The sequence below is a fragment of the Neisseria flava genome, assembly GCF_982712965.1.
In genome coordinates, this window is sequence record NZ_CEXQBZ010000113.1 from 36,830 (window position 1) to 58,755 (window position 21,926).

Genomic DNA, 21,926 nt, shown 5'->3' on the forward strand with positions numbered 1-21,926 from the left:
TATTATCCTGGATGGCATATCTTTGCAAATTTATGCATTAATTAGTAAAGCAAAATGTCGGCAATAACTAGCTATTACATTTTTCAATACATCTTCTATTCAAACACAGGAATATAAAATGAAAAAATCTTTCTTGCTTTGTGCGACAGCGGTTTTATTGGCGGCTTGCGGTGGTGGCGGTGGCGGTGTTGCCGCAACACCCGATGGCACGAAGATTAATTTAGATTTAAGCCCGAAAGGTCATGTTGCTGGAAAAACTGACAATGGCTATATAGAGGGGCAAAACTATACCCATATGTTCTACGGTGCATGGTTGGATGACAGTAAACAATTAAAGGAATTACGCTATCAAGGTAGGGAAACCCCGCGCGATAACGTTCCGAATTCGGGTATAGCAACTTACTACGGTAAAGCAGTACGCGTAGATAACCATCCTTTGGGTGGCGGAGTACAAATCTTAACAGAGGATACTACGAGCCGTATCAATGTTAACTTCGGTACGAAAACGGTTAATGGTGAAATTACTATGCCCGGTTTGCGTCGTGACATTACCCTGCATGACGGTCCTTTGAGTGGAGCTTCCTATTCGGGACGTGCCAGTGTATTGGGTAATGACAGCGGTCGTTATGAAGGTAAATTGTTTGGTCCGAATGCCCAAGAAACCGCAGGATTGGTTAAATTCAATACCAACAGTGATTTAGACACTGCTTTCGGCGGTTCGCGTTACTGAAAGCCGTTTGAATTGGTTGCAAGGTAGGTTGCAATCTATCTTGTAACCAAATTATGCAATGATTAATTTGAAATGTTTATGAATGCACTATTTGTTTCGTGTTCGGATGTAGGTCGGATACTTGTATCTGACAAAACACCCACATATTCATGTTTGCTCAAATTATTACATTTGCGAAAATGTCAGATTTGAGAATCTGACCTGCCGCCGTTTTCATCTATCAATTTGTAATAAAAGGGAAATATAATGAAATTTTCAATGCTGGCGGCAGTATCTGCCGTTTTGATGCTATCCGCCTGTGTCACTTCCGTACCGATGGGTAATGCAGATGTTTCCTCAAAAGCCAAAATTTTTGCTCCGCCATCGGAAGGCAAGGCGGGGCTGTATGTGTACCGTTCGGGTATCTTAGGTGGTGCATTGAAGAAAGATATTTGGGTAGATGGTCACTGCTTGGGTACGTCCGCACCGAATGTGTTCTTCTATACGGAAGTTGATGGGGACAAAGAGCATATGGTAACGACTGCTTCGGAGTTCTCCACTAATAGTCTGTCGCTACATACAGAAGCGGGCAAACATTATTTCGTACGTCAATATATCAAAATGGGCGCTTTTGTCGGTGGCGCAAATGTGAAGCAGGTTTCGGAGGCTGAAGGTAAAGCCGAAGTGATGAAACTGAATATGGCAGCTATGGGGCAATGTCTTAAAGCTCATCCGTAATTTAGATTAAAAAAGGTCGTCTGAAATTTCAGACGACCTTTTTGACGTTTGGCGAAACACCGAGCCTTTATTCTTTGCGGCGGCTGCCTAAGTCGGCGGCGGCGGTAAAGAGTACGTCGGTGGAAGAGTTGAGGGCGGTTTCGGCGGAGTCTTGGATAACGCCGATAATCATGCCGACGCCGACGACGCGCATGGCGAAGTCGTTGTCTATGCCCAAGAGGCTGCAGGCGACGGGGATCAGCAGCAGCGAGCCGCCGGCAACGCCGGATGCGCCGCATGCGCCGACGGTGGCGACGAGGCTCAGGAGCAGGGCGGTTGGGTAATCGACGACGATGCCTTTGGTGTGGGCCGCCGCCATGGCTAAGACGGTGATGGTAATCGCCGCGCCTGCCATGTTGATGGTTGCGCCCAGCGGGATGGAGACGGAGTAGGTGTCTTCATGTAAGCCGAGTTTTTTCGCCAATGCCATGTTGACGGGGATGTTGGCGGCGGAGGAGCGGGTAAAGAAGGCGTAGAGTCCGCTTTCGCGCAGGCAGGTGAAGACCAGTCCGTAGGGGTTTTTGCGGGTTTGCGACCAGACGATGAGCGGGTTTACGACGAGGGCGATGAATGCCATGCTGCCGAGCAGGACTGCCAGCAGGCGTCCGTAGCTGAGGAAGGCGGCAAAGCCTGTTTCGGCGACGGTTTGGGAGACCAGTCCGAAAATGCCCAAGGGGGCGAAACGGATAACCCATTGTACGACGGTGGTAACGGCTTCGGAGAGGTCGGAGACGACTTGGCGGGTGGTGTCGGAGCCGTGGTGGCGTAATGCGGAGCCTAAGACCAATGCCCATGCGAGAATGCCGATGTAGTTGGCTTGCGCGATGGCGTTAATCGGGTTGGACACGAGCTTCATCAAAAGTTCTTTGAGGACTTGGACGATGCCGGAGGGTGGTGCGAGGGTGGAGGCGGCTACGTCTTTAAACACCAGCGCGGTCGGGAATGCCATACTGGCGGCAACGGCGACTGCGGCGGCGGCAAATGTGCCGAAGAGATACAGAATAATGATGGGTTTGATTTTGGCTTCGCCGCCTTTGCGGTATTGCACCAGCGCGGCGGTTACTAAGACAAACACCAATACGGGGGCGACGGCTTTCAATGCGCCGACGAACAATTCGCCGAGCAGCCCTGCGCCCAAGCCTGCTTTCGGGGAGATGGTACCGACCAATACGCCCAACATCAAACCGATGATGATTTGCGGTACGAGTCCGATACGGTTGACTGCGTTTAGCAGTGGATTACCACTTGCCATGATACATCCTCTTACTTTATGTGTTAAGAAACGTTGCATTTTAAAAGAAAATATCAATTATTGTGTAGGTTTACATATTAAATTGATTATCGTGGCGAAAAATGCCTGATTTTTTGGAGAATTGGGCAGTTTGTGCTGTATTTTTCGGGCTGAGAGGAGTTAATGTGTTTTGCTTCTGTCGCGCAGAGGCAGGGGTATCCGCCTTTTCAGACGACCCCTCTGCCTTGAGTCGGGTTTTAAACCCGATTGAAAATAATGGTAGAATTTAAAACTCTTCTGTCGTTGAAACATTTTTTGCCATGACCAGACTGACTTCGCCCATTTTGATTGCCTCACTCGCTCTTGCCTACGGACACGCAGCCGCAGCCGATCTGCCGCGTGCCGAAGACTACGAACCGATTCCCGGCTTCAAGCAGGGCGGGCAATCCGAGCAGGCTGACAAAGTAGGCAAACTGACGCCCAAATTTCCCGTCAAAATCGAAACCAAAAACAGCGAAGTCAAATCCATGCTCGAAGAATACCTGCCGCTGATTACCCAGCAGCAGGACGAAGAGTTGGACAAAGAGCAGGTCGGCTTCCTCGCCGAAGAAGCGCCCGACAACGTCAAAACCATGCTCAAAACCAAAGGCTATTTCAACGGCAGCGTCAACGTCCAAGACAACGGTTCGAGCTACACCGTCGCCGTCAACCCCGGCCCGCGCACCAAAGTCGACAACGTCAGCGTCGCCATCCTCGGCGACATCCTTTCAGACGACAACCTTGCCGAGTATTACCAAAAAGCCATGCTCAACTGGCAGCAGCCCGTTGGCGAATACTTTGACCAAGACGGCTGGAGCGGCAGCAAAACCTCCGTCCTCAGCGCAGTAACCCGTAAAAAATACCCGCTTGCCAAACTCAGCAACACCCAAGCCACCGTCAATCCCAACAACAACACCGCCGATTTGAACGTGATCGTCGAAAGCAACCGTCCCATTTATTTCGGCGACTTTGAAATCACCGGTACCCGCCGCTACCCCGAAAACGTCGTCGCCGGTCTGGCACGCTTCAAACCCGGCGCGCCTTACGATCTCGACCTCTTGCTCGACTTCCAACAAGCGCTCGAACAAAACGGACATTACTCCGGCGCATCCGTCCAAGCCGACTTTGACCGCCTCCAAGGCGACCGCGTGCCCGTCAAAGTCAACGTCACCGAAGTCAAGCGCCACAAACTCGAAACCGGTATCCGCTACGATTCCGAATACGGTCTCGGCGGACGCATCGGCTACGACTACTACAACCTCTTCAACAAAGGCTACATCGGCTCCGTCGTTTGGGACATGGACAAATACGAAACCACCCTTGCCGCCGGTATCAGCCAGCCGCGCAACAGCGATGGCAAATATTGGACGACCAACACGTCCTACAACCGCTCGACCACCCAAAACCTTGAAAAACGCGCCCTGACCAGCGGTATTTGGCGCGTACGCGACCGCAACGGCATCGAATCGCTCCTCGGTATTGAATTTATTACCGAAGAACGCAAAGTGCCCGATACCAATTACGACCTCGGCCGCAGCCATGCCACCATGCTGACCGCCTCGTGGAAACGCCAAAACATCGAAACCGAACTGCGTCCCGAAAACGGCTACTACCTCGACGGCAAAATCGGCGTAACGCTGGGCAAGCTCCTTTCTTCCACCGCCATGGCGCGCGCCACCGCCCGCGCAGGCTATTTCTACACGCCTGAAAACAAAAAACTCGGTACCTTCATCGTCCGCGGACAAGCAGGCTACGTTTACGCCCGCGAAGGTGAAAACGTGCCTTCCAGCTTAATGTTCCGCACCGGTGGCGCCTCTTCCGTACGCGGTTACGAACTCGACAGCATCGGTCTGGCAGGTCCGAACAATTCCGTCCTCCCCGATAGGGCATTACTGGTCGGCAGCCTCGAATACCAATTCCCGATTACCAAAAGCGTATCCGGCGCCGTCTTCCACGATTTCGGCGATGCCGCAGGCAACTTCAAACGCATGAGCATGAAACACGGTACCGGCCTCGGCGTGCGCTGGTTCAGCCCCGTCGCCCCGTTCTCCTTCGACGTTGCCTACGGACACCAAGACAAGAAACTCCGTTGGCACATTAGCTTGGGCACAAGGTTTTAAGGTCGTCTGAAAATGTGGACAGGCTTGCTGCAAAACCAATCAATATCCAAATTTCCAACCATTCTTTAACCATAAATAAAATAAAAATCATGAATTTCGATCTTGAAAACCTCTCGTCATTCTCAGGCTGGGAACGTCTCGTTGAAACCGGTATGGCATTCGGTACCAACCTCGTTGCGGCGTTGGCGATTTTCTTTGTCGGCAGATGGATAGCTTCCCGCCTTGTTATTTTGATGAAAGCTGCGCTAACCCGTGCCAAAGTAGATAGAACGCTGGTGAGCTTTCTGGGCAACGTAGCTAATATCGGCCTGTTAATCCTGATTATTATTGCCGCGTTGGGCAAGTTGGGCATTCCGACCACGTCGGTTACCGCATTAATCGGCGGCGCGGGCTTGGCGGTAGCTTTGTCGCTGAAAGACCAACTGTCGAACTTTGCCGCCGGTGCGCTGATTATCCTGTTTCGTCCGTTTAAGGTTGGTGATTTCATCAAAGTAAACGGCTTCGAAGGTACCGTGAGCGAGATTAAAATGGTGCAGACCGCGCTGAGTACGCCGGATAACGAAGAAGTCATCCTGCCCAACAGCGTCGTTATGAGCAACAGCATCGTGAATCGTTCTTCCATGCCACTGTGCCGCGTGCAGGTGGTGGTCGGCGTCGATTACGCCTGTGATTTGAAGGCCGCCAAAGCCGCCGTCTTGAAAGCCGCCACCGAGCATCCCTTGTGTGTGCAGACCCAAGGCAAAGAGGCAGTAACATATATTACCAACTTGGCCGACAGTGCCATCGAAATCACGCTTTGGGCGTGGACGAACGAAGCCGATTTGGGCGCGTTCCGCTTCGGGCTGAACGAGCAGGTAGTGGAAAACCTGCGTGCCGCCAATATCAATATTCCTTTCCCGCAGCGAGACGTGCATATCATCCAGAAGCAGGGGTAAGTTTCGGATTGGCGAATCCGACCTGCTGAAACCTTGGGCATGCGTTGTTTGAAATCCAAAGCCCATTCAAGGTCGTCTGAAAACCTATCTCATGGTTTTCAGACGACCTTTATTCTTCCCGCCGACAGGCATACAATCAAAAGTGCAGTACCTTTCATTGATTCAATACAAGGAGACAGTTATGCGCGGCATAAAATCAGTTGCATTGTTGTGTACTTTGGCATTGGGTGCACCGGCGTTTTCGGCGGGTTTGACCAAAACGCTGCCGGGCGATTTGACGACGGCTCAGGCGCAGGCGGTGGTGCAGGCTTCGATGAAAAAGGCGCGTGAAATCAAGGTGCCGATGAATATCGCGGTCATGGACGCAGGCGGTAATTTGAAGGCGTTTGCGCGTATGGACGATGCGTTTATCGGCAGTATCGATATTGCGCAGAAAAAGGCGAAAACGGCACGCTATTTCAATATGTCCACCCGCGATTTGGGCAAGGCTTCGCAGCCGGGCGGTGAGCTTTACGGCATTGAGGTGACCAACGACGGTTTGGTGATTTTTCCCGGCGGTGTGCTGCTGGTGGATAAAAACGGCGTTATCGTTGGCAGTGTCGGCGTGAGCGGCGGCTCGGTCGATGAAGACGAAAGTGTCGCGAAAGCAGGTGCGGGCGGTATTGTCGGGCAGGTAAGCCGCAACTTGAGGCAAAACCCGACGTATTTCTTTTCATTGATTTGCGTTGGGTTATTGAAATACGCAGAGGTCGTCTGAAAATGCGGGTCTAAACTCCCGCAGTCTTTTCAGACGACCTTTTTGCATTTGTTGACATTTTTACCGCTTCGGGCATGACGTTCGGGCATACGGGGTCGTCTGAAACCTGAAATGCTGTCTTTCCCAAGCACAATTCGCTGCAATGGGATATGATTATCCTTTTTCAGACGACCTGTCTTGATATGGGGTCGTCTGAAAAGCCGATTCCGTCGGGTGCGGCGGAGTCCTGAGAAGCCGTTAAGCCATACAAGAAAGCCAAGATGTCCGAAACAGCAGTCCAAGAAACCCAAAAAACGCCAAACAGTGTGCCTACGTCGTCTGAAACACAACCCACCCCGCCCAAGCGCAAGAGACGCTGGTTGCGGGGTCTGTTGCTGACGTTGGTTGTGCTGGTGTGCGCGCTGGCGGGCTTTATCGGCTGGCTGGTGGGGACGGAATCGGGTTTGCGTTTCGGTTTGTACAAGATTCCGTCGTGGTTTGGCGTGAAGATTGCGTCGGAAACGCTGGAAGGTACGCTGGTCAAGGGCTTTCACGGCGATAAGTGGATGATTGAAACGGATGGGGCGGATGTGAAAATCAGCGCGTTCCGTTTTGATTGGAAGCCGTCCGAGCTGTTTCAGCGCAGCCTGCACATTACTGAAATTGTGGCGGGCGATATTGCGGTCGTGCCGAAGCCGACGCCGCCGAAAGAGAAAAAGCCGTCTAAAGGACTGCCTGAGAGTATTGATTTGCCTGTGTTGGTGTTCGTCGACCGTTTGGAAACGGGCAGGCTCAGCGTAGGCAAAAATTTTGACACGCAGACGGTCTATCTCGACCATCTGAATGCGGCATACCATTACGATCAAAAAGAACACCGCTTGGATTTGAAAACCCTCGATACGCCGTGGAGTCATTCGACGGGTTCGGCGGTGGTCGGGCTGGAGAAGCCGTTTGCGCTCAATACGACGATTCAGACGAAGGGCGAGCTGGAAGGCGAGACGATAGAGGGTAAGGCGCGTCTGTGGGGCAGTTTGCAGGATGTGCAGACTGAAATTCTGCTGGACGGCGACAATGTGCATTTGTCGGCGAAATCTACGGTGCATCCGTTTGCCACTTCGTTGGACAAGATGATCGGCGAGGTGCTGGTCAAGGGCTTCAACATCAATCCGACCGCTTTCCTGCCGTCGCTGCCTAAGGCAAACCTGACGTTTGACGCGACCGTCGTGCCTTCGTTTACGCACGGTATCGCGCTGGACGGCTCGCTCGACTTGGAAAACAAGGCGGCGGGTTTTGCCGATGCAAAATCCATTCCGGTGCGCAATATTCTGGCGGACTTTACCATCAACGACAACGGCGTGGTAACCGTCCAAGAGTCTGAAATCGGGCTGTTGGAGGAAGGTTCGTTCAATGTCGCCGGTACGGTCGATACGGTGAAAAATGCGCTTGCGCTCAAGATTAATGTGAACAACCTGGTTTCAGACGACCTTGTCCGCACCAATGTTGCCGGTCAGTGGAACGGATTTATCAGCGTCAACGGCGAAACCGCCTCGCCCGCTGTCGATTGGAATCTTGAAAGCGGCAACGCGCAACTCTCCGGCCTGTTGTCCTTCGTTACCGACAGAAAACTCGGTCAACGCACCCTCAAGCTCGACCGCGTCCGCATCGCACCGCAAAACGGTGGCGAACTGACGGCGCAAGGTTCGCTCGAACTTTTCAAAGACCGCCTGCTCAAGCTCGATATTGACAGCAAAGCGTTCAATCCGTCCCGTCTCGACTCAAAACTGCCCGCCGGCAGCGTCAACGGCACCATCAATCTCTCAGGCGAACTGGCGAAAGAAAAATTCGCCGGCAAAATGCAGTTTGCGCCGAGTACGTTAAACAACGTCCCCCTCAGCGGCAAAGCCGACGTCGTTTACGAATCCGGACACCTCCCGCGCGCGCTGACCGACCTGCGTTTGGGCAACAATATTGTCAAAACCAACGGCAGCTTCGGCAAAAAAGGCGACCGCCTCAATATCGACATCACCGCTCCCGACCTTTCCCGTTTCGGTTTTGGACTGGGCGGGCTGCTCAACACGCGCGGCTATATTTCAGGCGACCTCAAAGGCGGGCTGAAAACCTACGAAGCCGACCTCTCCGGCGAAGCGCGCGCCCTGCGTGTCGGCGATGCCGTCAACATCCGCATGCTTGACTTCAAACTCAAAGGCACGCCCGACATCAACCGTCCGCTTGCCGCCGACATCAAAGGCAGCCACATCGCCCTTTCCGGCGGCACGACCGTCATCGATGCGGTTAATCTGTCCCTCAACGGCACGGGTGCGCAACACCGCATACATGGCACCAGCAGCATGGCGTTGGACGGCAAACCCTACAAATTCGAAGTCAACGCCGCAGGCGGTCTGAACAAAGACTTCAATCAGTGGAAGGGCAGCGTGGACACGCTCGACATCGGCGGCGCGTTCAACCTCAAACTGCAAAACCGCATGAACCTCGAAGCAGGTGCGGAGCGTGTTTCCATGAGCGCGGCTCGTTGGAGCGCGATGGGCGGCAGCCTCAACCTGCAAAACTTCGTTTGGGACAAAAAAGCCGGCATCACCAGCAAGGGCAGCGCGCAAAGCCTGCACATCACCGAGCTGCAAAACTTCGTCAAAATCCCCGTCGAACACAACTTGGTACTCGGCGGCGATTGGGATTTGGCGTACAGTCAAAACGCCCGCGGCTACCTCAACATCAACCGCCAAAGCGGCGACATCATCCTGCCGAACAAAGACCCGAAAAAACAGATGCCTTTGGGCTTAAGCGCGCTTTCCCTGCGCACCCGTTTCCAAAACGGCCGCATCGACAGCACGCTTGAAGGCAATACCCGTTTCGGCAGCGTCAACGCCAATTTGGGCATCAGCCAGCAGTTCGGCAACAAAATCGCCAACGCGCCCATAAGCGGCAAAATCAACCTCAACGTCCCCGACTTGGGTGCAATCAAAACCTTCCTGCCTGCTACCGCGCAAGGCATTACGGGTCGTCTGAATGCCGCCGCCACCATAGGCGGGCGCGTCGGCGCACCTACCGTTGCCGCCACCTTGAACGGCACCAGCAACTACGGCACTGCCGAAGGTACGGTCAACATCGGACAAGGCGCCAGCATGGACACCGCGCCTTTGAGCGGCAAACTCAACCTCAACGTCGCCGACCTCGAAGTCTTCCGCAATTTCCTACCCGTCGGACAAACCGTCAAAGGTCGTCTGAATGCCGCCGTCAGCCTTGGAGGACGCGTCGGCGAACCGCAGCTTTCTGGTACGCTCAACGGCGAAAACCTCTACTACCGCAACCAAACCCAAGGCCTCATCCTCGACAACGGCGTTTTACGTTCCCATTTGCAGGGGCAACGCTGGGTCATCGACAGCCTCAAGTTCCACAAAGGCGGTACGCTCGAGCTTAAAGGCTCCGTCAACCTTGCCAACGCCGACCCTGACGTTAACGTGGATGTCGTCTTCGACAAATACGACACCCTTTCCCGTCCGAACCGCCGCCTGCGCCTCTCCGGCAGCGCGAAAGTGCAATACAACCAGCAAAAAGGCGTGTTTCTCAACGGTACGTTGAACAGCGACTACGGTATGTTCGGTTCGCAAAAATCCTCCATGCCCTCGTTGGACGACGATGTCGTCGTGTTGGGCGAAGAGAAAAAACAAACCGCCGCCGTGACGCCTATCAACCTCAACCTCACGCTCAACCTCAACGACAACATCCGTTTCGTCGGTTATGGCGCAGACATTACCATAGGCGGCAAGCTGACCATCACTTCCCGCCCGGGCGAAGCCATCCAAGGCGTCGGTACGGTGAAAGTCGTTAAAGGCCGCTACAAAGCCTACGGTCAAGACCTCGACATCACCAAAGGTACGGTTTCTTTCGTCGGTCCGTTGAACAATCCTAACCTGAACATCCGCGCCGAACGCCGTCTTTCTCCTGTTGGGGCAGGTGTCGAAGTCCTCGGCAGCCTAAACAATCCGCGCGTGACCCTCGTTGCGAAAGAAGCGATGAGTGAAAAAGACAAGCTCTCTTGGCTCATCCTCAACCGCGCCAGCAGCGGCAGCGACGGCGACAATGCCGCCCTTTCCGCAGCAGCAGGCGCGCTGCTTGCCGGACAAGTCAACGACAGGTTGGGACTCGTGGACGATTTGGGCATCACCAGCCAACGCAGCCGCAACGCCCAAACCGGCGAACTCAACCCTGCCGAACAAGTATTGACCGTCGGCAAACAGATTACCAACAATCTCTATGCAGGTTACGAATACGGTATTTCCAGTGCCGAACAGTCCGTCAAACTCGTGTACCAGCTCACGCGCGCCATCCAAGCCGTTGTCCGCGTCGGCAGCCGTTCATACGGCGGCGAGTTGAAATACACCATCCGTTTCGACAGGCTCTTCCGTTCGGATTACGAAGACGACCGCAAAATTGAAGAAGCGGAAAAACAAAAAGCCGCTCAAACGCAATAACGCCGACTGAAAGGAAAAGGTCGTCTGAAAACCACACTTTAGGGTTTTCAGACGACCTTTTTTATATTTTTAAGTCTGCCTGCTTATTATCAAGCCAAATCAAGCTGCTTTTCCAAATTCTCCACCAACTGGTCATCCAGTTTCAAGGCTTGCGACAGCCGGCTTAAGAATACGATTTCTTTACGGGATAAATCGGCACACACCAATCTTGCCGCCAGATAGGTTTCTGCGGCCAAAGCTTCATCGTTGCCGACGGCTGCTGCGATTTCCTCGACTGTTGCCGGTCTTTCATATTCGGCGGCAAGCCAGGCGGCGGTTTCTGCATCTGTACCGCTTTCACGGGCAATAACCTGTTTTTCCGCTTCATCAATCAACCCGTCCGATGCGGCGGCTGCAATCATGGTGCGCAGGATGACGCGGCTGTGTGTTTCGGCAAGTTGGCCGACAGGTTCGAACGCTTGTTGCGGCAATTCGGGTTGGTTGCGGTTTTGCTGCCAGCTTTGATAGCCTTTGTAGGCAATATAACCCAAAGCTGCGACCGAACCGGCTTTGACCAGTTTTTTGGTGTTTTTCTTTTTCATCAGCATAGAAGCCAGTCCTGCCACTAATGCACCGCCGCCGAAAGAATTAAGCGGGCTGTCGGCGACGGATTTGCTATTTTTTTGAACCGTTCCCAAAATTTGGTTGAGCAGGTTGTTGAAATTCATTGTGATTGTCCTTTTTGAGGGTGGGTTTTTAAATCATATGGGTATTCAGACTTAAAACAAGGCATGGGGGTGTTAAAGGATGCAAATGCTTATGAAGTATAGGGGAAGTCGTCTGAAAATCAAATCGGGCAGGGTTTCTGGCTTGTTAAGCATTACCTGCAAAAAGGATGGCGAACTGTCGGCAAGAGGTAAATAAAACAGTAAGGAACAAAACACAAATAAGAATCGTTATCATAAACTTATTGAATTTATTAAGATTTTTTTGCAGGTTGACCGACATTTACCTTTTAATGGATTTTGAAATTCGATAAAATAGCAGGATATTAAGATTTGTCTGTCAACCAGTTAGGCATAAACCCATGTTGGCCAGTTACTTTCCCGTCCTCGTATTCATCCTCGTCGGCCTTGCGGCCGGCGTGCTGTTTATCCTGCTCGGCACGATTTTAGGTCCGAAACACCACTACGCCGAAAAAGACGCGGCTTACGAATGTGGTTTCGAAGCCTTTGAAAACGCCAGGATGAAGTTTGACGTGCGTTATTATCTCGTCGCCATCCTGTTCATCCTCTTCGATTTGGAGGTTGCGTTTATGCTGCCGTGGGCGGTGGTGTTCAAAGATTTGGGCGCATACGGCTTCTGGTCTATGCTGGTGTTTATCGTCGTTCTGACGGTAGGCTTTGTTTACGAATGGAAAAAAGGTGCGCTGGAATGGGAATAGAAGGCGTTTTGAAAAAAGGTTTCATCACCACCAGCGCGGATACGGTGCTGAACTATATGCGTACCGGTTCGCTGTGGCCGGTTACTTTCGGTTTGGCCTGCTGCGCCGTGGAAATGATGCACGCGGGTATGGCGCGTTACGACCTTGACCGTTTCGGCATTATTTTCCGTCCGTCGCCCCGTCAGGCAGACCTGATGATTGTGGCGGGTACGCTCACCAATAAAATGGCGCCCGCCCTGCGCCGCGTGTACGACCAACTTGCCGAGCCGCGTTGGGTATTGTCTATGGGTTCGTGTGCCAACGGCGGCGGCTACTATCATTATTCTTATTCCGTCGTGCGCGGTGCCGACCGTGTCGTGCCGGTGGACGTTTATGTGCCGGGTTGTCCGCCGACTGCGGAAGCCCTGATTTACGGTCTGATGCAGCTCCAACAAAAAATCAAGCGCACTTCCACCATCGCTCGGGACGAGTAGGGCAGGGAACGATATGGCAAGCATTCAAAACTTATACGATACCGTCAGCCGCGTTTTGGGCAATCAGGCAAGCAAAGTCATTTCCGCTTTGGGCGAGATTACCGTCGAGTGTCTGCCTGAACATTATGTTTCAGTGATGACCACGTTGCGCGACCATGAAGAACTGCATTTCGAGCTTTTGGTTGATTTATGCGGCGTCGATTACAGCACTTACAAAAATGAAGCATGGCAGGGCAAACGTTTCGCCGTTGTCAGCCAGCTTCTTTCTGTTAAAAACAATCAGCGCATCCGCGTGCGCGTCTGGGTTTCAGACGACGATTTCCCCGTGGTCGAATCTGTGGTTCCCGTTTACAACAGCGCGGATTGGTACGAGCGCGAAGCCTTCGATTTGTACGGCATCATGTTCAACAACCATCCCGACTTGCGCCGCATCCTGACCGATTACGGTTTCGTCGGACATCCGTTCCGCAAAGATTTCCCGATTTCCGGCTATGTCGAAATGCGTTACGACGAAGAGCAAAAACGCGTGATTTACCAACCTGTTACCATCGAGCCGCGCGAAATCACGCCGCGTATCGTCCGTGAGGAGAACTACGGTGGCCAATAAATTAAGAAACTACACCATCAACTTCGGCCCGCAACACCCTGCGGCGCACGGCGTATTGCGTATGATTTTGGAGTTGGAGGGCGAAACCATCGTCCGTGCCGACCCGCATATCGGCCTCTTGCACCGAGGTACCGAAAAACTGGCGGAAACCAAAACCTATCTGCAAGCCCTGCCTTATATGGACAGGCTGGACTACGTTTCCATGATGGTCAACGAGCAGGCGTATTGCTTGGCGGTAGAAAAACTTGCCGGAATTGATGTGCCTATCCGCGCCCAATACATCCGTGTCATGTTCGCCGAAGTAACGCGTATCCTCAATCACTTGATGGGCATCGGTTCGCACGCCTTCGACATCGGCGCGATGACTGCCATCCTCTACGCCTTCCGCGACCGCGAAGAGCTGATGGACTTGTACGAAGCCGTTTCCGGCGCGCGTATGCATGCCGCCTACTTCCGTCCCGGCGGCGTTTACCGCGACCTGCCCGACTTCATGCCCAAATACGAGAGCAGCAAATTCCGCAACGCCAAAGTATTGAAGCAGCTCAACGAATCCCGCGAAGGCACCATGCTCGACTTCATCGACGCCTTCTGCGAACGCTTCCCGAAAAACATCGACACACTCGAAACCCTCCTGACCGACAACCGCATCTGGAAACAACGTACCGTCGGCATCGGCGTCGTCTCCCCCGAGCGCGCCATGCAAAAAGGCTTTACCGGCGTGATGCTGCGCGGTTCGGGCGTGGAATGGGACGTACGTAAGAAACAGCCGTATGAAGTGTACGACCAAATGGATTTCGATATTCCCGTCGGCGTCAACGGCGACTGTTACGACCGCTACCTCTGCCGCATGGAGGAAATGCGCCAATCCGTACGCATCATCAAACAATGTGCCGACTGGCTGCGCGTCAATCCCGGCCCGGTCATTACCACAAACCACAAATTCGCCCCGCCCAAACGCACCGAAATGAAAACAGGCATGGAAGACCTGATTCACCATTTCAAACTCTTCACCGAGGGTATGCACGTTCCCGAGGGTGAGACCTACACCGCTGTCGAACACCCGAAAGGCGAGTTCGGCGTTTACATCATTTCAGACGGCGCAAACAAACCCTACCGCCTGAAAATCCGCGCACCCGGCTTCGCCCATCTGCAAGGCATGGACGAAATGGCAAAAGGCCACATGCTCGCCGACGTTGTTGCCATCATCGGTACGCAGGACATCGTATTCGGGGAGGTTGACCGATAATGTTATCCGCAGAATCCTTAAAACAAATCGACATCGAGTTGGCAAAATATCCCGCCGACCAACGCCGTTCCGCCATCATGGGCGCGTTGCGTATCGCCCAAACCGAAAAAGGCTGGCTCGCCCCCGAAACCATCGCCTTTGTTGCCGACTACATCGGCATCACGCCGGCGCAGGCATACGAAGTCGCCACTTTCTACAATATGTACGACCTCGAGCCGGTCGGCAAATACAAACTGACCGTCTGCACCAACCTTCCCTGCGCCCTGCGCGGCGGCATGGATACCGGCGAATACCTGAAGAAAAAACTCGGTATCGGCTACGGCGAAACCACGCCCGACGGCAAATTTACCCTCGTTGAAGGCGAATGCATGGGCGCATGCGGCGACGCTCCGGTCATGCTGGTTAACAACCACAGCATGTGCAGCTTTATGACTGAAGAAGCGATTGAGAGGAAACTTGCGGAACTGGAGTAGGTCGCGGGTTTACTTGAAAAATAAATTTAATTTTGAATAAATGGAAGAAAGCTATGCAATTAGATAAAGAGAAATTTGATTGCTTGTATCGTTATTTAATTTTAGTGGCACAGAACAAGCGTGTCGTAATGTACCACGAATTAGAAAGTGTGTTCCGATTAAGTCATAAATTAGTTGGTTTGTATGCTGGTGCAATTGGTGATTTTTGTTTAGAGCAAAATTTACCTTTGTTAAACTCCCTAATTGTTAGTGCACAGGAATGTCAGCCTTCCGACGGGTTTGCTAACTATTTAGAAAAAAGTGGAATGGATAGTTGGGGAGATTGTCTTGTTAAATGTTGGCAAGAATATCACGTTACTACTACACAAGTACAAAAACGTGGAAATTATCAGGGTATTACAGATTTAATTGATGATTCAAAAGTTTTAAGTTCTATCTTTACTAAATAAAATAAATTCATAGCAAAGTAAGTCGGATCTAGACTCAACAAATATGTTTTCAGGTCGTCTGAAACAGCGGCCGCAACCGATACGAAAACGAACAGGCACACCAAAAATGGCTATTTACCAATCAGGCGTGATTTTTGACCAAGTGGATACCGCCAATCCCGACTGCTGGACATTGGACGAATACGTCAAACGCGGCGGTTACAGCGCGCTGCGTAGAATCCTGTCCGAAAACATCTCGCAAACCGACGTGATTGACGAAGTCAAAACCTCCGGTCTTCGCGGGCGCGGCGGTGCGGGCTTCCCGACCGGTTTGAAATGGAGCTTTATGCCCCGTTCCTTCCCCGGCGAAAAATACGTCGTCTGCAACACCGACGAAGGCGAACCGGGTACGTTCAAAGACCGCGACATCATCATGTTCAACCCCCATGCCCTGATTGAAGGCATGATTATCGCCGGTTACGCGATGGGTGCGAAAGCGGGCTATAACTACATTCACGGAGAAATTTTCGAAGGCTACCAACGCTTTGAAGCCGCTTTGGAGCAGGCGCGCGCCGCAGGCTTTTTGGGTAAAAATATTTTGGGTTCGGACTTTGAATTCGAACTCTTCGCCCACCACGGCTACGGCGCATACATTTGCGGCGAAGAGACCGCATTGCTCGAGTCGCTGGAAGGCAAAAAAGGCCAGCCGCGCTTCAAACCGCCGTTTCCCGCTTCGTTCGGCCTGTACGGCAAACCGACCACCATCAACAATACCGAAACCTTCGCCTCCGTACCGTTTATCGTCCGCGACGGCGGTCAGACGTTTGCCGACAAAGGCATTCCGAATGCAGGCGGTACTAAATTGTTCTGTATTTCCGGTCATGTCGAGCGTCCGGGCAACTATGAAGTGCCGTTAGGCACACCGTTTGCCGAAATCCTGAAAATGGCGGGCGGTATGCGCGGCGGTAAAAAACTTAAAGCCGTTATTCCCGGCGGTTCGTCTGCGCCAGTTTTGCCTGCCGATATCATGATGCAGACCAATATGGACTATGACTCGATTTCCAAAGCCGGCTCCATGCTCGGTTCCGGCGCGATTATCGTGATGGACGAAGACGTGTGCATGGTCAAAGCCCTCGAACGCTTAAGCTACTTCTACTACGACGAGTCTTGCGGCCAATGTACGCCTTGCCGAGAAGGTACGGGCTGGCTCTACCGCATTGTCCACCGCATCGTAGAAGGCAAAGGCCGCATGGAAGACTTGGATTTGTTGGATTCCGTCGGCAACCAAATGGCAGGCCGCACCATCTGCGCCCTCGCCGACGCCGCCGTTTTCCCCGTCCGCAGCTTTACCAAGCATTTCCGCGATGAGTTTGTGCATTACATTGAACACGGCGGACCGATGAAGCCGAATAAGTGGTGTTGAGGTTTCAGACGATCTGAGTATCGGTGTGTTTGGGATTCACCAACGACTTGATTCCCTCTCCCGCTCGCGGGGGAGGGTTAGGGTGGGGGTGGTGCTTGGAATATTTTGAAACAGATTTTTATACGGGCAAGATTCAGACGGCCTCCGTATAGGTCGTCTGAAAAAGATTGAGGCCAACCCGGCTATGCGGTACAGCACAAGAAATACGGCATTAAAACAGAATGTCCGTAATCTGAAGCAGAATATGACTTTGGCCGAGCAGAAATTGTGGTATTACTTGCGCAGCAAACGGTTGAACGGAATAAAATTCCGACGCCAACTGACAATAGGCGGATACATCGTCGATTTTGTCAGTATGGAGCATCGTTTAATTATTGAATTGGACGGTGGACAACATTCGGAACAGATTGAGTATGACGAGCGGCGGACGGCGTTTTTGAATGCTCAAGGTTATCGGGTGTTGCGATTTTGGAATAATGAAGTTTTGCAGCAAACCGAAGCAGTACTAGAAAAGATTATCGAAATGTGCGGTGAGAAATAAGACGGCTGTAACGTTGCAAAGCTACCTCCATCCTAGCCTTCCCCCGCCGGACGGGGAAGGGACAGACGGTAGCAGATTTGAATGTTTCGGGTTGATTCCTGAAATAAAGCAAATATAAACATGATATTGAAAGACATTGCGGCGGAATCTGTTACTTTATGTTCTGACAGAAACCTGTTTCCTCTCCCGTACGGAGGAAGAGGGTGGTGGATGGGTTGTACAGAATTTGGATTTTTAAAATTTAAGAAATCCCTCCTAAAAATAAACAAGCAATAAACTTATACTTTAAAAGGCCGTCTGAAACCCATTTTTTTCAGATGACCTCCATAAAAGATTATTTATCAAATACCCGTAACTAGGAACGAACCATGTTACAAATCGAAATCGACGGCAAACAGGTATCTGTGGAGCAGGGCGCGACGGTGATTGAAGCCGCGCACAAGCTCGGTACTTATATCCCGCATTTCTGTTACCACAAAAAACTTTCCATCGCCGCCAACTGCCGTATGTGTTTGGTGGACGTGGAAAAAGCCCCCAAACCGCTGCCCGCCTGCGCCACGCCGGTAACGGACGGCATGATTGTGCGTACGCATTCGGCAAAAGCCCGCGAAGCGCAGGAAGGCGTGATGGAGTTCCTGCTCATCAACCATCCGCTCGACTGTCCGACCTGCGACCAAGGCGGCGAATGCCAGTTGCAGGATTTGGCGGTGGGCTACGGCAAAACCACCAGCCGCTATACCGAAGAAAAACGTTCCGTCGTCGGCAAAGACATGGGGCCTTTGGTTTCCGCCGAGGAAATGAGCCGCTGCATCCACTGCACCCGCTGCGTACGTTTCACCGAAGAAATCGCCGGTTTGCAGGAAATTGCGATGGCGAATCGCGGCGAACACTCCGAAATCATGCCCTTTATCGGCAAAGCGGTGGAAACCGAGTTGTCGGGCAACGTCATCGATTTGTGCCCCGTCGGCGCGCTGACCAGCAAACCGTTCCGTTTCAACGCGCGTACTTGGGAATTGAACCGCCGCAAATCCGTTTCCGCCCATGACGCTTTGGGCAGCAACTTGATTGTGCAAACCAAAGACCATACCGTCCGCCGCGTATTGCCGTTGGAAAACGAAGCCATCAACGAATGCTGGCTGTCCGACCGCGACCGTTTCGCCTATGAAGGTCTGTATCACGAAAGTCGTCTGAAAAACCCGAAAATCAAACAGGGCGGCGAGTGGATGGACGTGGATTGGAAAACCGCGTTGGAATATGTCCGCAGCGCGATTGAATGTATCGCCAAAGACGGCAACCAAAACCAAGTCGGCATTTGGGCGAACCCGATGAATACGGTTGAAGAGCTGTATTTGGCGAAGAAATTTGCCGACGGTTTGGGTGTTAAAAACTTCGCCACCCGCCTGCGCCAACAGGACAAACGTCTTTCAGACGACCTCAATGGTGCGCAATGGTTGGGACAAAGCATCGAATCGCTGGCGGACAACGAAGCCGTACTGGTGGTCGGTGCGAACCTGCGCAAAGAACAGCCGCTTCTGACCGCCCGCCTGCGCCGTGCCGCCAAAGAGCGCATGGCCTTGAGCGTGTTGGCAAGCAGCAAGGAAGAATTGTTGATGCCGCTTCTGTCTCAGGAAGCGGTGCATCCCGACGAGTGGGCAGGTCGTCTGAAAAACCTGTCTGCCGATGCGGAACACGCGATTACCGCGAGCCTGAAAAACGCTGAAAAAGCAGCGGTGATTTTGGGCGCGGAAGTGCAAAACCATCCCGATTACGCCGCGATTTATGCAGCCGCGCAAGAGCTGGCGGACGCGACCGGTGCGGTGTTGGGCATTCTGCCGCAGGCTGCCAACAGCGTCGGCGCAGATGTCTTGGGCGTGAACTCCGGCGAGAGCGTTGCCGAAATGGCAAATGCGCCGAAACAGGCAGTTTTGCTGCTAAACGTCGAGCCGGAAATCGATACGGCAGACGGCTCAAAAGCCGTAGCCGCGTTGAAACAGGCGAAAAGCGTGATGGCGTTTACGCCGTTTGTCAGCGAAACGCTGTTGGACGTGTGCGACGTATTGCTGCCGATTGCGCCGTTTACCGAAACCTCGGGCAGCTTCATCAATATGGAAGGCCTTCTGCAATCCTTCCACGGTGTCGTTCAAGGTTTCGGCGATTCGCGTCCGCTGTGGAAAGTGTTGCGCGTATTGGGCAACCTGTTTGACCTGCAAGGCTTTGAATACCACGATACCGCCGCGATTCTGAAAGACGCGCTGGACGCGGAAAGCCTGCCGTCCAAACTGAACAACCGCGCCGCTTCGGCTCAAAAAGATTTTCAGACGACCTCAAGCCGCCTCGTGCGCGTGGGCGGAGTCGGTATTTATCACACCGATGCCATCGTGCGCCGTTCCGCGCCGCTGCAAGCGACCAGCCATGCCGCCGTGCCTGCCGCGCGTGTGAATCCGAACACTTTGGTGCGCTTAGGCTTGCAAGACGGACAAACCGCTGTCGCCAAACAAAACGGCGCAGGCGTGTCCGTGATGGTCAAAGCCGATGCCGGACTGCCTGAAAACGTGGTGCATCTGCCGCTGCATACCGAAAATGCCGCGCTGGGTGCGTTGATGGACACTATTGAACTGGCGGGAGCTTGATTATGCAGGAATGGTTCCAAAACCTCTTTGCCGCAACGCTCGGTCTGGGCGATTTGGGCATCACCGTGGGCTTGGTGGTATCCGTCATCGTCAAAATTGTGATTATCCTGATTCCGCTGATTCTGACCGTCGCCTACCTGACTTATTTCGAACGTAAAGTCATCGGCTTCATGCAGCTTCGCGTCGGCCCGAACGTAACCGGCCCGTGGGGTCTGATTCAGCCGTTTGCCGACGTGTTCAAACTCTTGTTTAAAGAAGTTACCCGTCCGAAGCTGTCAAACAAAGCCCTGTTCTACATCGGCCCGATTATGTCGCTCGCCCCGTCTTTCGCGGCGTGGGCGGTGATTCCGTTCAACGAAGAATGGGTGCTGACCAATATCAATATCGGCCTTTTGTATATCCTGATGATTACCTCGCTGTCGGTTTACGGCGTGATCATCGCGGGCTGGGCTTCCAACTCCAAATATTCGTTCTTGGGCGCAATGCGTGCTTCCGCGCAAAGCATTTCCTACGAAATTGCCATGAGTGCCGCGCTGGTGTGCGTCGTGATGGTGTCGGGCAGTATGAACTTCTCCGACATCGTCGCTGCACAGGCAAAAGGCATCGCGGGCGGTTCCGTATTCTCGTGGAACTGGCTGCCGCTCTTCCCAATCTTCATCGTCTATCTGATTTCCGCCGTTGCCGAAACCAACCGCGCACCGTTTGACGTGGCAGAGGGCGAGTCCGAAATCGTTGCCGGTCACCACGTCGAATATTCCGGCTTCGCGTTCGCGCTGTTTTTCCTTGCCGAATACATTTTCATGATTCTGATTGCCGCGCTGACCTCGCTGATGTTCCTCGGCGGCTGGCTGTCCCCGTTCCCGCAAAGCTGGGGCATTGTCGGCACGCCTTCCGCATTTTGGATGTTCGTGAAAATGGCGGCGGTGCTGTACTGGTATCTGTGGATACGCGCCACCTTCCCGCGCTACCGCTACGACCAAATCATGCGCTTGGGCTGGAAAGTGCTGATTCCCATCGGCTTTGCCTATATCGTGATTTTGGGTGTGTGGATGATTTCGCCGCTGAATTTGTGGAAATAAGTTTCAGACGACGTATCAAGGTCGTCTGAAAACGCAGTTTTGAATATTTAACGGAATCCCTGTTTTGAGGGAACAGAATATGGCTAATTTAGTAAAAACTTTCTTGCTCGGCGAACTGGTCAAAGGCATGGGCGTAACGCTCAAAAACTTTTTCGCCCGCAAAGACACGATTTATTTCCCCGAAGAGAAAACGCCGCAATCTGTGCGTTTCCGCGGCCTGCACGCGCAGCGGCGGTATCCGAACGGTGAGGAACGCTGCATCGCGTGTAAATTGTGCGAGGCGGTGTGTCCGGCAATGGCGATCAACATCGAATCTGAAGAACGCGAAGACGGCACGCGCCGCACCAAGCGTTACGACATCGACCTGACCAAGTGCATCTTCTGCGGCTTCTGCGAAGAAGCCTGTCCGACCGATGCGATTGTGGAAACCCATATTTTTGAATATCACGGCGAGAAAAAAGGCGACTTGCACATGACCAAGCCGATCCTCTTGGCAATCGGCGACAAATACGAAGCCGAAATCGCCAAGCGCAAAGCCGCCGACGCGCCGTACCGTTAAGGAGCAG

18 protein-coding genes and 1 pseudogene are annotated in these 21,926 nt (G+C 52.9%); 17 read left to right on the top strand and 2 right to left on the bottom strand.

The genetic code is table 11. From position 1 onward, the window contains the following. The first annotated feature begins 118 nt into the window (after positions 1–118). A complete protein-coding gene (locus AC5M9B_RS06670) occupies positions 119–730 on the top strand; it encodes a Slam-dependent surface lipoprotein (RefSeq protein ID WP_019270820.1) in 612 nt (203 codons plus the stop codon). A gap of 246 nt (positions 731–976) precedes the next feature. After that, the gene (locus tag AC5M9B_RS06675; protein WP_019270819.1) at positions 977–1,447 is read left to right on the top strand and encodes a DUF2846 domain-containing protein; all 471 of its coding nucleotides are present in this window, start codon (positions 977–979) and stop codon (positions 1,445–1,447) included. 67 nt (positions 1,448–1,514) lie between these two features. Here AC5M9B_RS06675 and sstT read toward each other — a convergent pair whose 3' ends face one another. After that, positions 1,515–2,738 (bottom strand): serine/threonine transporter SstT, encoded by a 1,224-nt coding sequence (gene sstT, locus AC5M9B_RS06680; protein WP_487648413.1) that lies wholly within the window; start codon positions 2,736–2,738, stop codon positions 1,515–1,517. 299 nt (positions 2,739–3,037) lie between these two features. On the opposite strand from sstT, the gene AC5M9B_RS06685 reads away from it, so the two are divergent. From AC5M9B_RS06685 to AC5M9B_RS06700, 4 genes and pseudogenes are all read left to right on the top strand, one after another. Further along, entirely contained in the window at positions 3,038–4,876 is a 1,839-nt protein-coding gene (locus AC5M9B_RS06685; RefSeq protein WP_209283027.1) for an autotransporter assembly complex protein TamA, read from the top strand. A gap of 89 nt (positions 4,877–4,965) precedes the next feature. Continuing rightward, positions 4,966–5,811, top strand: a complete 846-nt coding sequence (locus AC5M9B_RS06690; RefSeq protein WP_070655000.1) for a mechanosensitive ion channel family protein — start codon at positions 4,966–4,968, stop codon at positions 5,809–5,811. 181 nt (positions 5,812–5,992) lie between these two features. Next, positions 5,993–6,484: pseudogene (locus tag AC5M9B_RS06695) on the top strand (GlcG/HbpS family heme-binding protein); the annotation flags it as partial. Between the two features lie 344 nt (positions 6,485–6,828). Then, complete coding sequence (locus AC5M9B_RS06700) at positions 6,829–11,037, top strand: translocation/assembly module TamB domain-containing protein (protein WP_487648414.1); 4,209 nt, start codon at positions 6,829–6,831, stop codon at positions 11,035–11,037. A gap of 89 nt (positions 11,038–11,126) precedes the next feature. Here AC5M9B_RS06700 and AC5M9B_RS06705 read toward each other — a convergent pair whose 3' ends face one another. Beyond that, entirely contained in the window at positions 11,127–11,744 is a 618-nt protein-coding gene (locus AC5M9B_RS06705) for a tellurite resistance TerB family protein (RefSeq protein WP_060975565.1), read from the bottom strand. A 359-nt stretch (positions 11,745–12,103) separates the two neighbouring features. On the opposite strand from AC5M9B_RS06705, the gene AC5M9B_RS06710 reads away from it, so the two are divergent. From AC5M9B_RS06710 to nuoI, 11 genes are all read left to right on the top strand, one after another. Then, positions 12,104–12,460 (top strand): NADH-quinone oxidoreductase subunit A, encoded by a 357-nt coding sequence (locus tag AC5M9B_RS06710; protein ID WP_003741940.1) that lies wholly within the window; start codon positions 12,104–12,106, stop codon positions 12,458–12,460. Next, positions 12,451–12,933 (top strand): NuoB/complex I 20 kDa subunit family protein, encoded by a 483-nt coding sequence (locus tag AC5M9B_RS06715; protein WP_003677002.1) that lies wholly within the window; start codon positions 12,451–12,453, stop codon positions 12,931–12,933. Before AC5M9B_RS06710 ends, AC5M9B_RS06715 begins: the two co-directional genes overlap by 10 nt. Before the next feature lie 13 nt (positions 12,934–12,946). Next, entirely contained in the window at positions 12,947–13,540 is a 594-nt protein-coding gene (locus AC5M9B_RS06720; protein WP_019270812.1) for an NADH-quinone oxidoreductase subunit C, read from the top strand. Beyond that, entirely contained in the window at positions 13,530–14,786 is a 1,257-nt protein-coding gene (nuoD, locus tag AC5M9B_RS06725; protein WP_003759415.1) for an NADH dehydrogenase (quinone) subunit D, read from the top strand. The genes AC5M9B_RS06720 and nuoD overlap by 11 nt, the downstream gene beginning before the upstream one ends. After that, positions 14,786–15,259 carry an NADH-quinone oxidoreductase subunit NuoE gene (gene nuoE / locus AC5M9B_RS06730; RefSeq protein WP_070655005.1) on the top strand — a complete coding sequence of 158 codons (474 nt, stop codon included), beginning with the start codon at positions 14,786–14,788 and terminating at the stop codon, positions 15,257–15,259. Before nuoD ends, nuoE begins: the two co-directional genes overlap by 1 nt. Positions 15,260–15,312: 53 nt before the next feature. Further along, the gene (locus tag AC5M9B_RS06735; RefSeq protein WP_045072626.1) at positions 15,313–15,708 is read left to right on the top strand and encodes a hypothetical protein; all 396 of its coding nucleotides are present in this window, start codon (positions 15,313–15,315) and stop codon (positions 15,706–15,708) included. Positions 15,709–15,814: 106 nt separating this feature from the next. After that, positions 15,815–17,110: an NADH-quinone oxidoreductase subunit NuoF gene (nuoF, locus tag AC5M9B_RS06740; RefSeq protein ID WP_003759417.1), complete on the top strand. Its 1,296-nt coding sequence runs from the start codon at positions 15,815–15,817 to the stop codon at positions 17,108–17,110. Between the two features lie 184 nt (positions 17,111–17,294). Next, entirely contained in the window at positions 17,295–17,651 is a 357-nt protein-coding gene (locus tag AC5M9B_RS06745; RefSeq protein ID WP_070655006.1) for an endonuclease domain-containing protein, read from the top strand. Positions 17,652–18,019: 368 nt separating this feature from the next. Next, a complete protein-coding gene (nuoG, locus tag AC5M9B_RS06750; RefSeq protein WP_070655008.1) occupies positions 18,020–20,281 on the top strand; it encodes an NADH-quinone oxidoreductase subunit NuoG in 2,262 nt (753 codons plus the stop codon). Positions 20,282–20,283: 2 nt separating this feature from the next. Further along, positions 20,284–21,360, top strand: a complete 1,077-nt coding sequence (nuoH, locus tag AC5M9B_RS06755) for an NADH-quinone oxidoreductase subunit NuoH (RefSeq protein ID WP_002218648.1) — start codon at positions 20,284–20,286, stop codon at positions 21,358–21,360. Positions 21,361–21,439: 79 nt separating this feature from the next. Beyond that, a complete protein-coding gene (nuoI, locus tag AC5M9B_RS06760; protein WP_002216341.1) occupies positions 21,440–21,919 on the top strand; it encodes an NADH-quinone oxidoreductase subunit NuoI in 480 nt (159 codons plus the stop codon). Positions 21,920–21,926 lie beyond the last annotated feature (7 nt).

Bases quoted from the DNA above. Each gene is read 5' to 3' on its own strand.
- AC5M9B_RS06670 (WP_019270820.1), top strand. From the start codon at position 119: ATGAAAAAATCTTTCTTGCTTTGTGCGACAGCGGTTTTATTGGCGGCT.
- AC5M9B_RS06675 (WP_019270819.1), top strand. From the start codon at position 977: ATGAAATTTTCAATGCTGGCGGCAGTATCTGCCGTTTTGATGCTATCC.
- sstT (WP_487648413.1), bottom strand. From the start codon at position 2,738: ATGGCAAGTGGTAATCCACTGCTAAACGCAGTCAACCGTATCGGACTC.
- AC5M9B_RS06685 (WP_209283027.1), top strand. From the start codon at position 3,038: ATGACCAGACTGACTTCGCCCATTTTGATTGCCTCACTCGCTCTTGCC.
- AC5M9B_RS06690 (WP_070655000.1), top strand. From the start codon at position 4,966: ATGAATTTCGATCTTGAAAACCTCTCGTCATTCTCAGGCTGGGAACGT.
- AC5M9B_RS06700 (WP_487648414.1), top strand. From the start codon at position 6,829: ATGTCCGAAACAGCAGTCCAAGAAACCCAAAAAACGCCAAACAGTGTG.
- AC5M9B_RS06705 (WP_060975565.1), bottom strand. From the start codon at position 11,744: ATGAATTTCAACAACCTGCTCAACCAAATTTTGGGAACGGTTCAAAAA.
- AC5M9B_RS06710 (WP_003741940.1), top strand. From the start codon at position 12,104: ATGTTGGCCAGTTACTTTCCCGTCCTCGTATTCATCCTCGTCGGCCTT.
- AC5M9B_RS06715 (WP_003677002.1), top strand. From the start codon at position 12,451: ATGGGAATAGAAGGCGTTTTGAAAAAAGGTTTCATCACCACCAGCGCG.
- AC5M9B_RS06720 (WP_019270812.1), top strand. From the start codon at position 12,947: ATGGCAAGCATTCAAAACTTATACGATACCGTCAGCCGCGTTTTGGGC.
- nuoE (WP_070655005.1), top strand. From the start codon at position 14,786: ATGTTATCCGCAGAATCCTTAAAACAAATCGACATCGAGTTGGCAAAA.
- AC5M9B_RS06735 (WP_045072626.1), top strand. From the start codon at position 15,313: ATGCAATTAGATAAAGAGAAATTTGATTGCTTGTATCGTTATTTAATT.
- nuoF (WP_003759417.1), top strand. From the start codon at position 15,815: ATGGCTATTTACCAATCAGGCGTGATTTTTGACCAAGTGGATACCGCC.
- AC5M9B_RS06745 (WP_070655006.1), top strand. From the start codon at position 17,295: ATGCGGTACAGCACAAGAAATACGGCATTAAAACAGAATGTCCGTAAT.
- nuoG (WP_070655008.1), top strand. From the start codon at position 18,020: ATGTTACAAATCGAAATCGACGGCAAACAGGTATCTGTGGAGCAGGGC.
- nuoH (WP_002218648.1), top strand. From the start codon at position 20,284: ATGCAGGAATGGTTCCAAAACCTCTTTGCCGCAACGCTCGGTCTGGGC.
- nuoI (WP_002216341.1), top strand. From the start codon at position 21,440: ATGGCTAATTTAGTAAAAACTTTCTTGCTCGGCGAACTGGTCAAAGGC.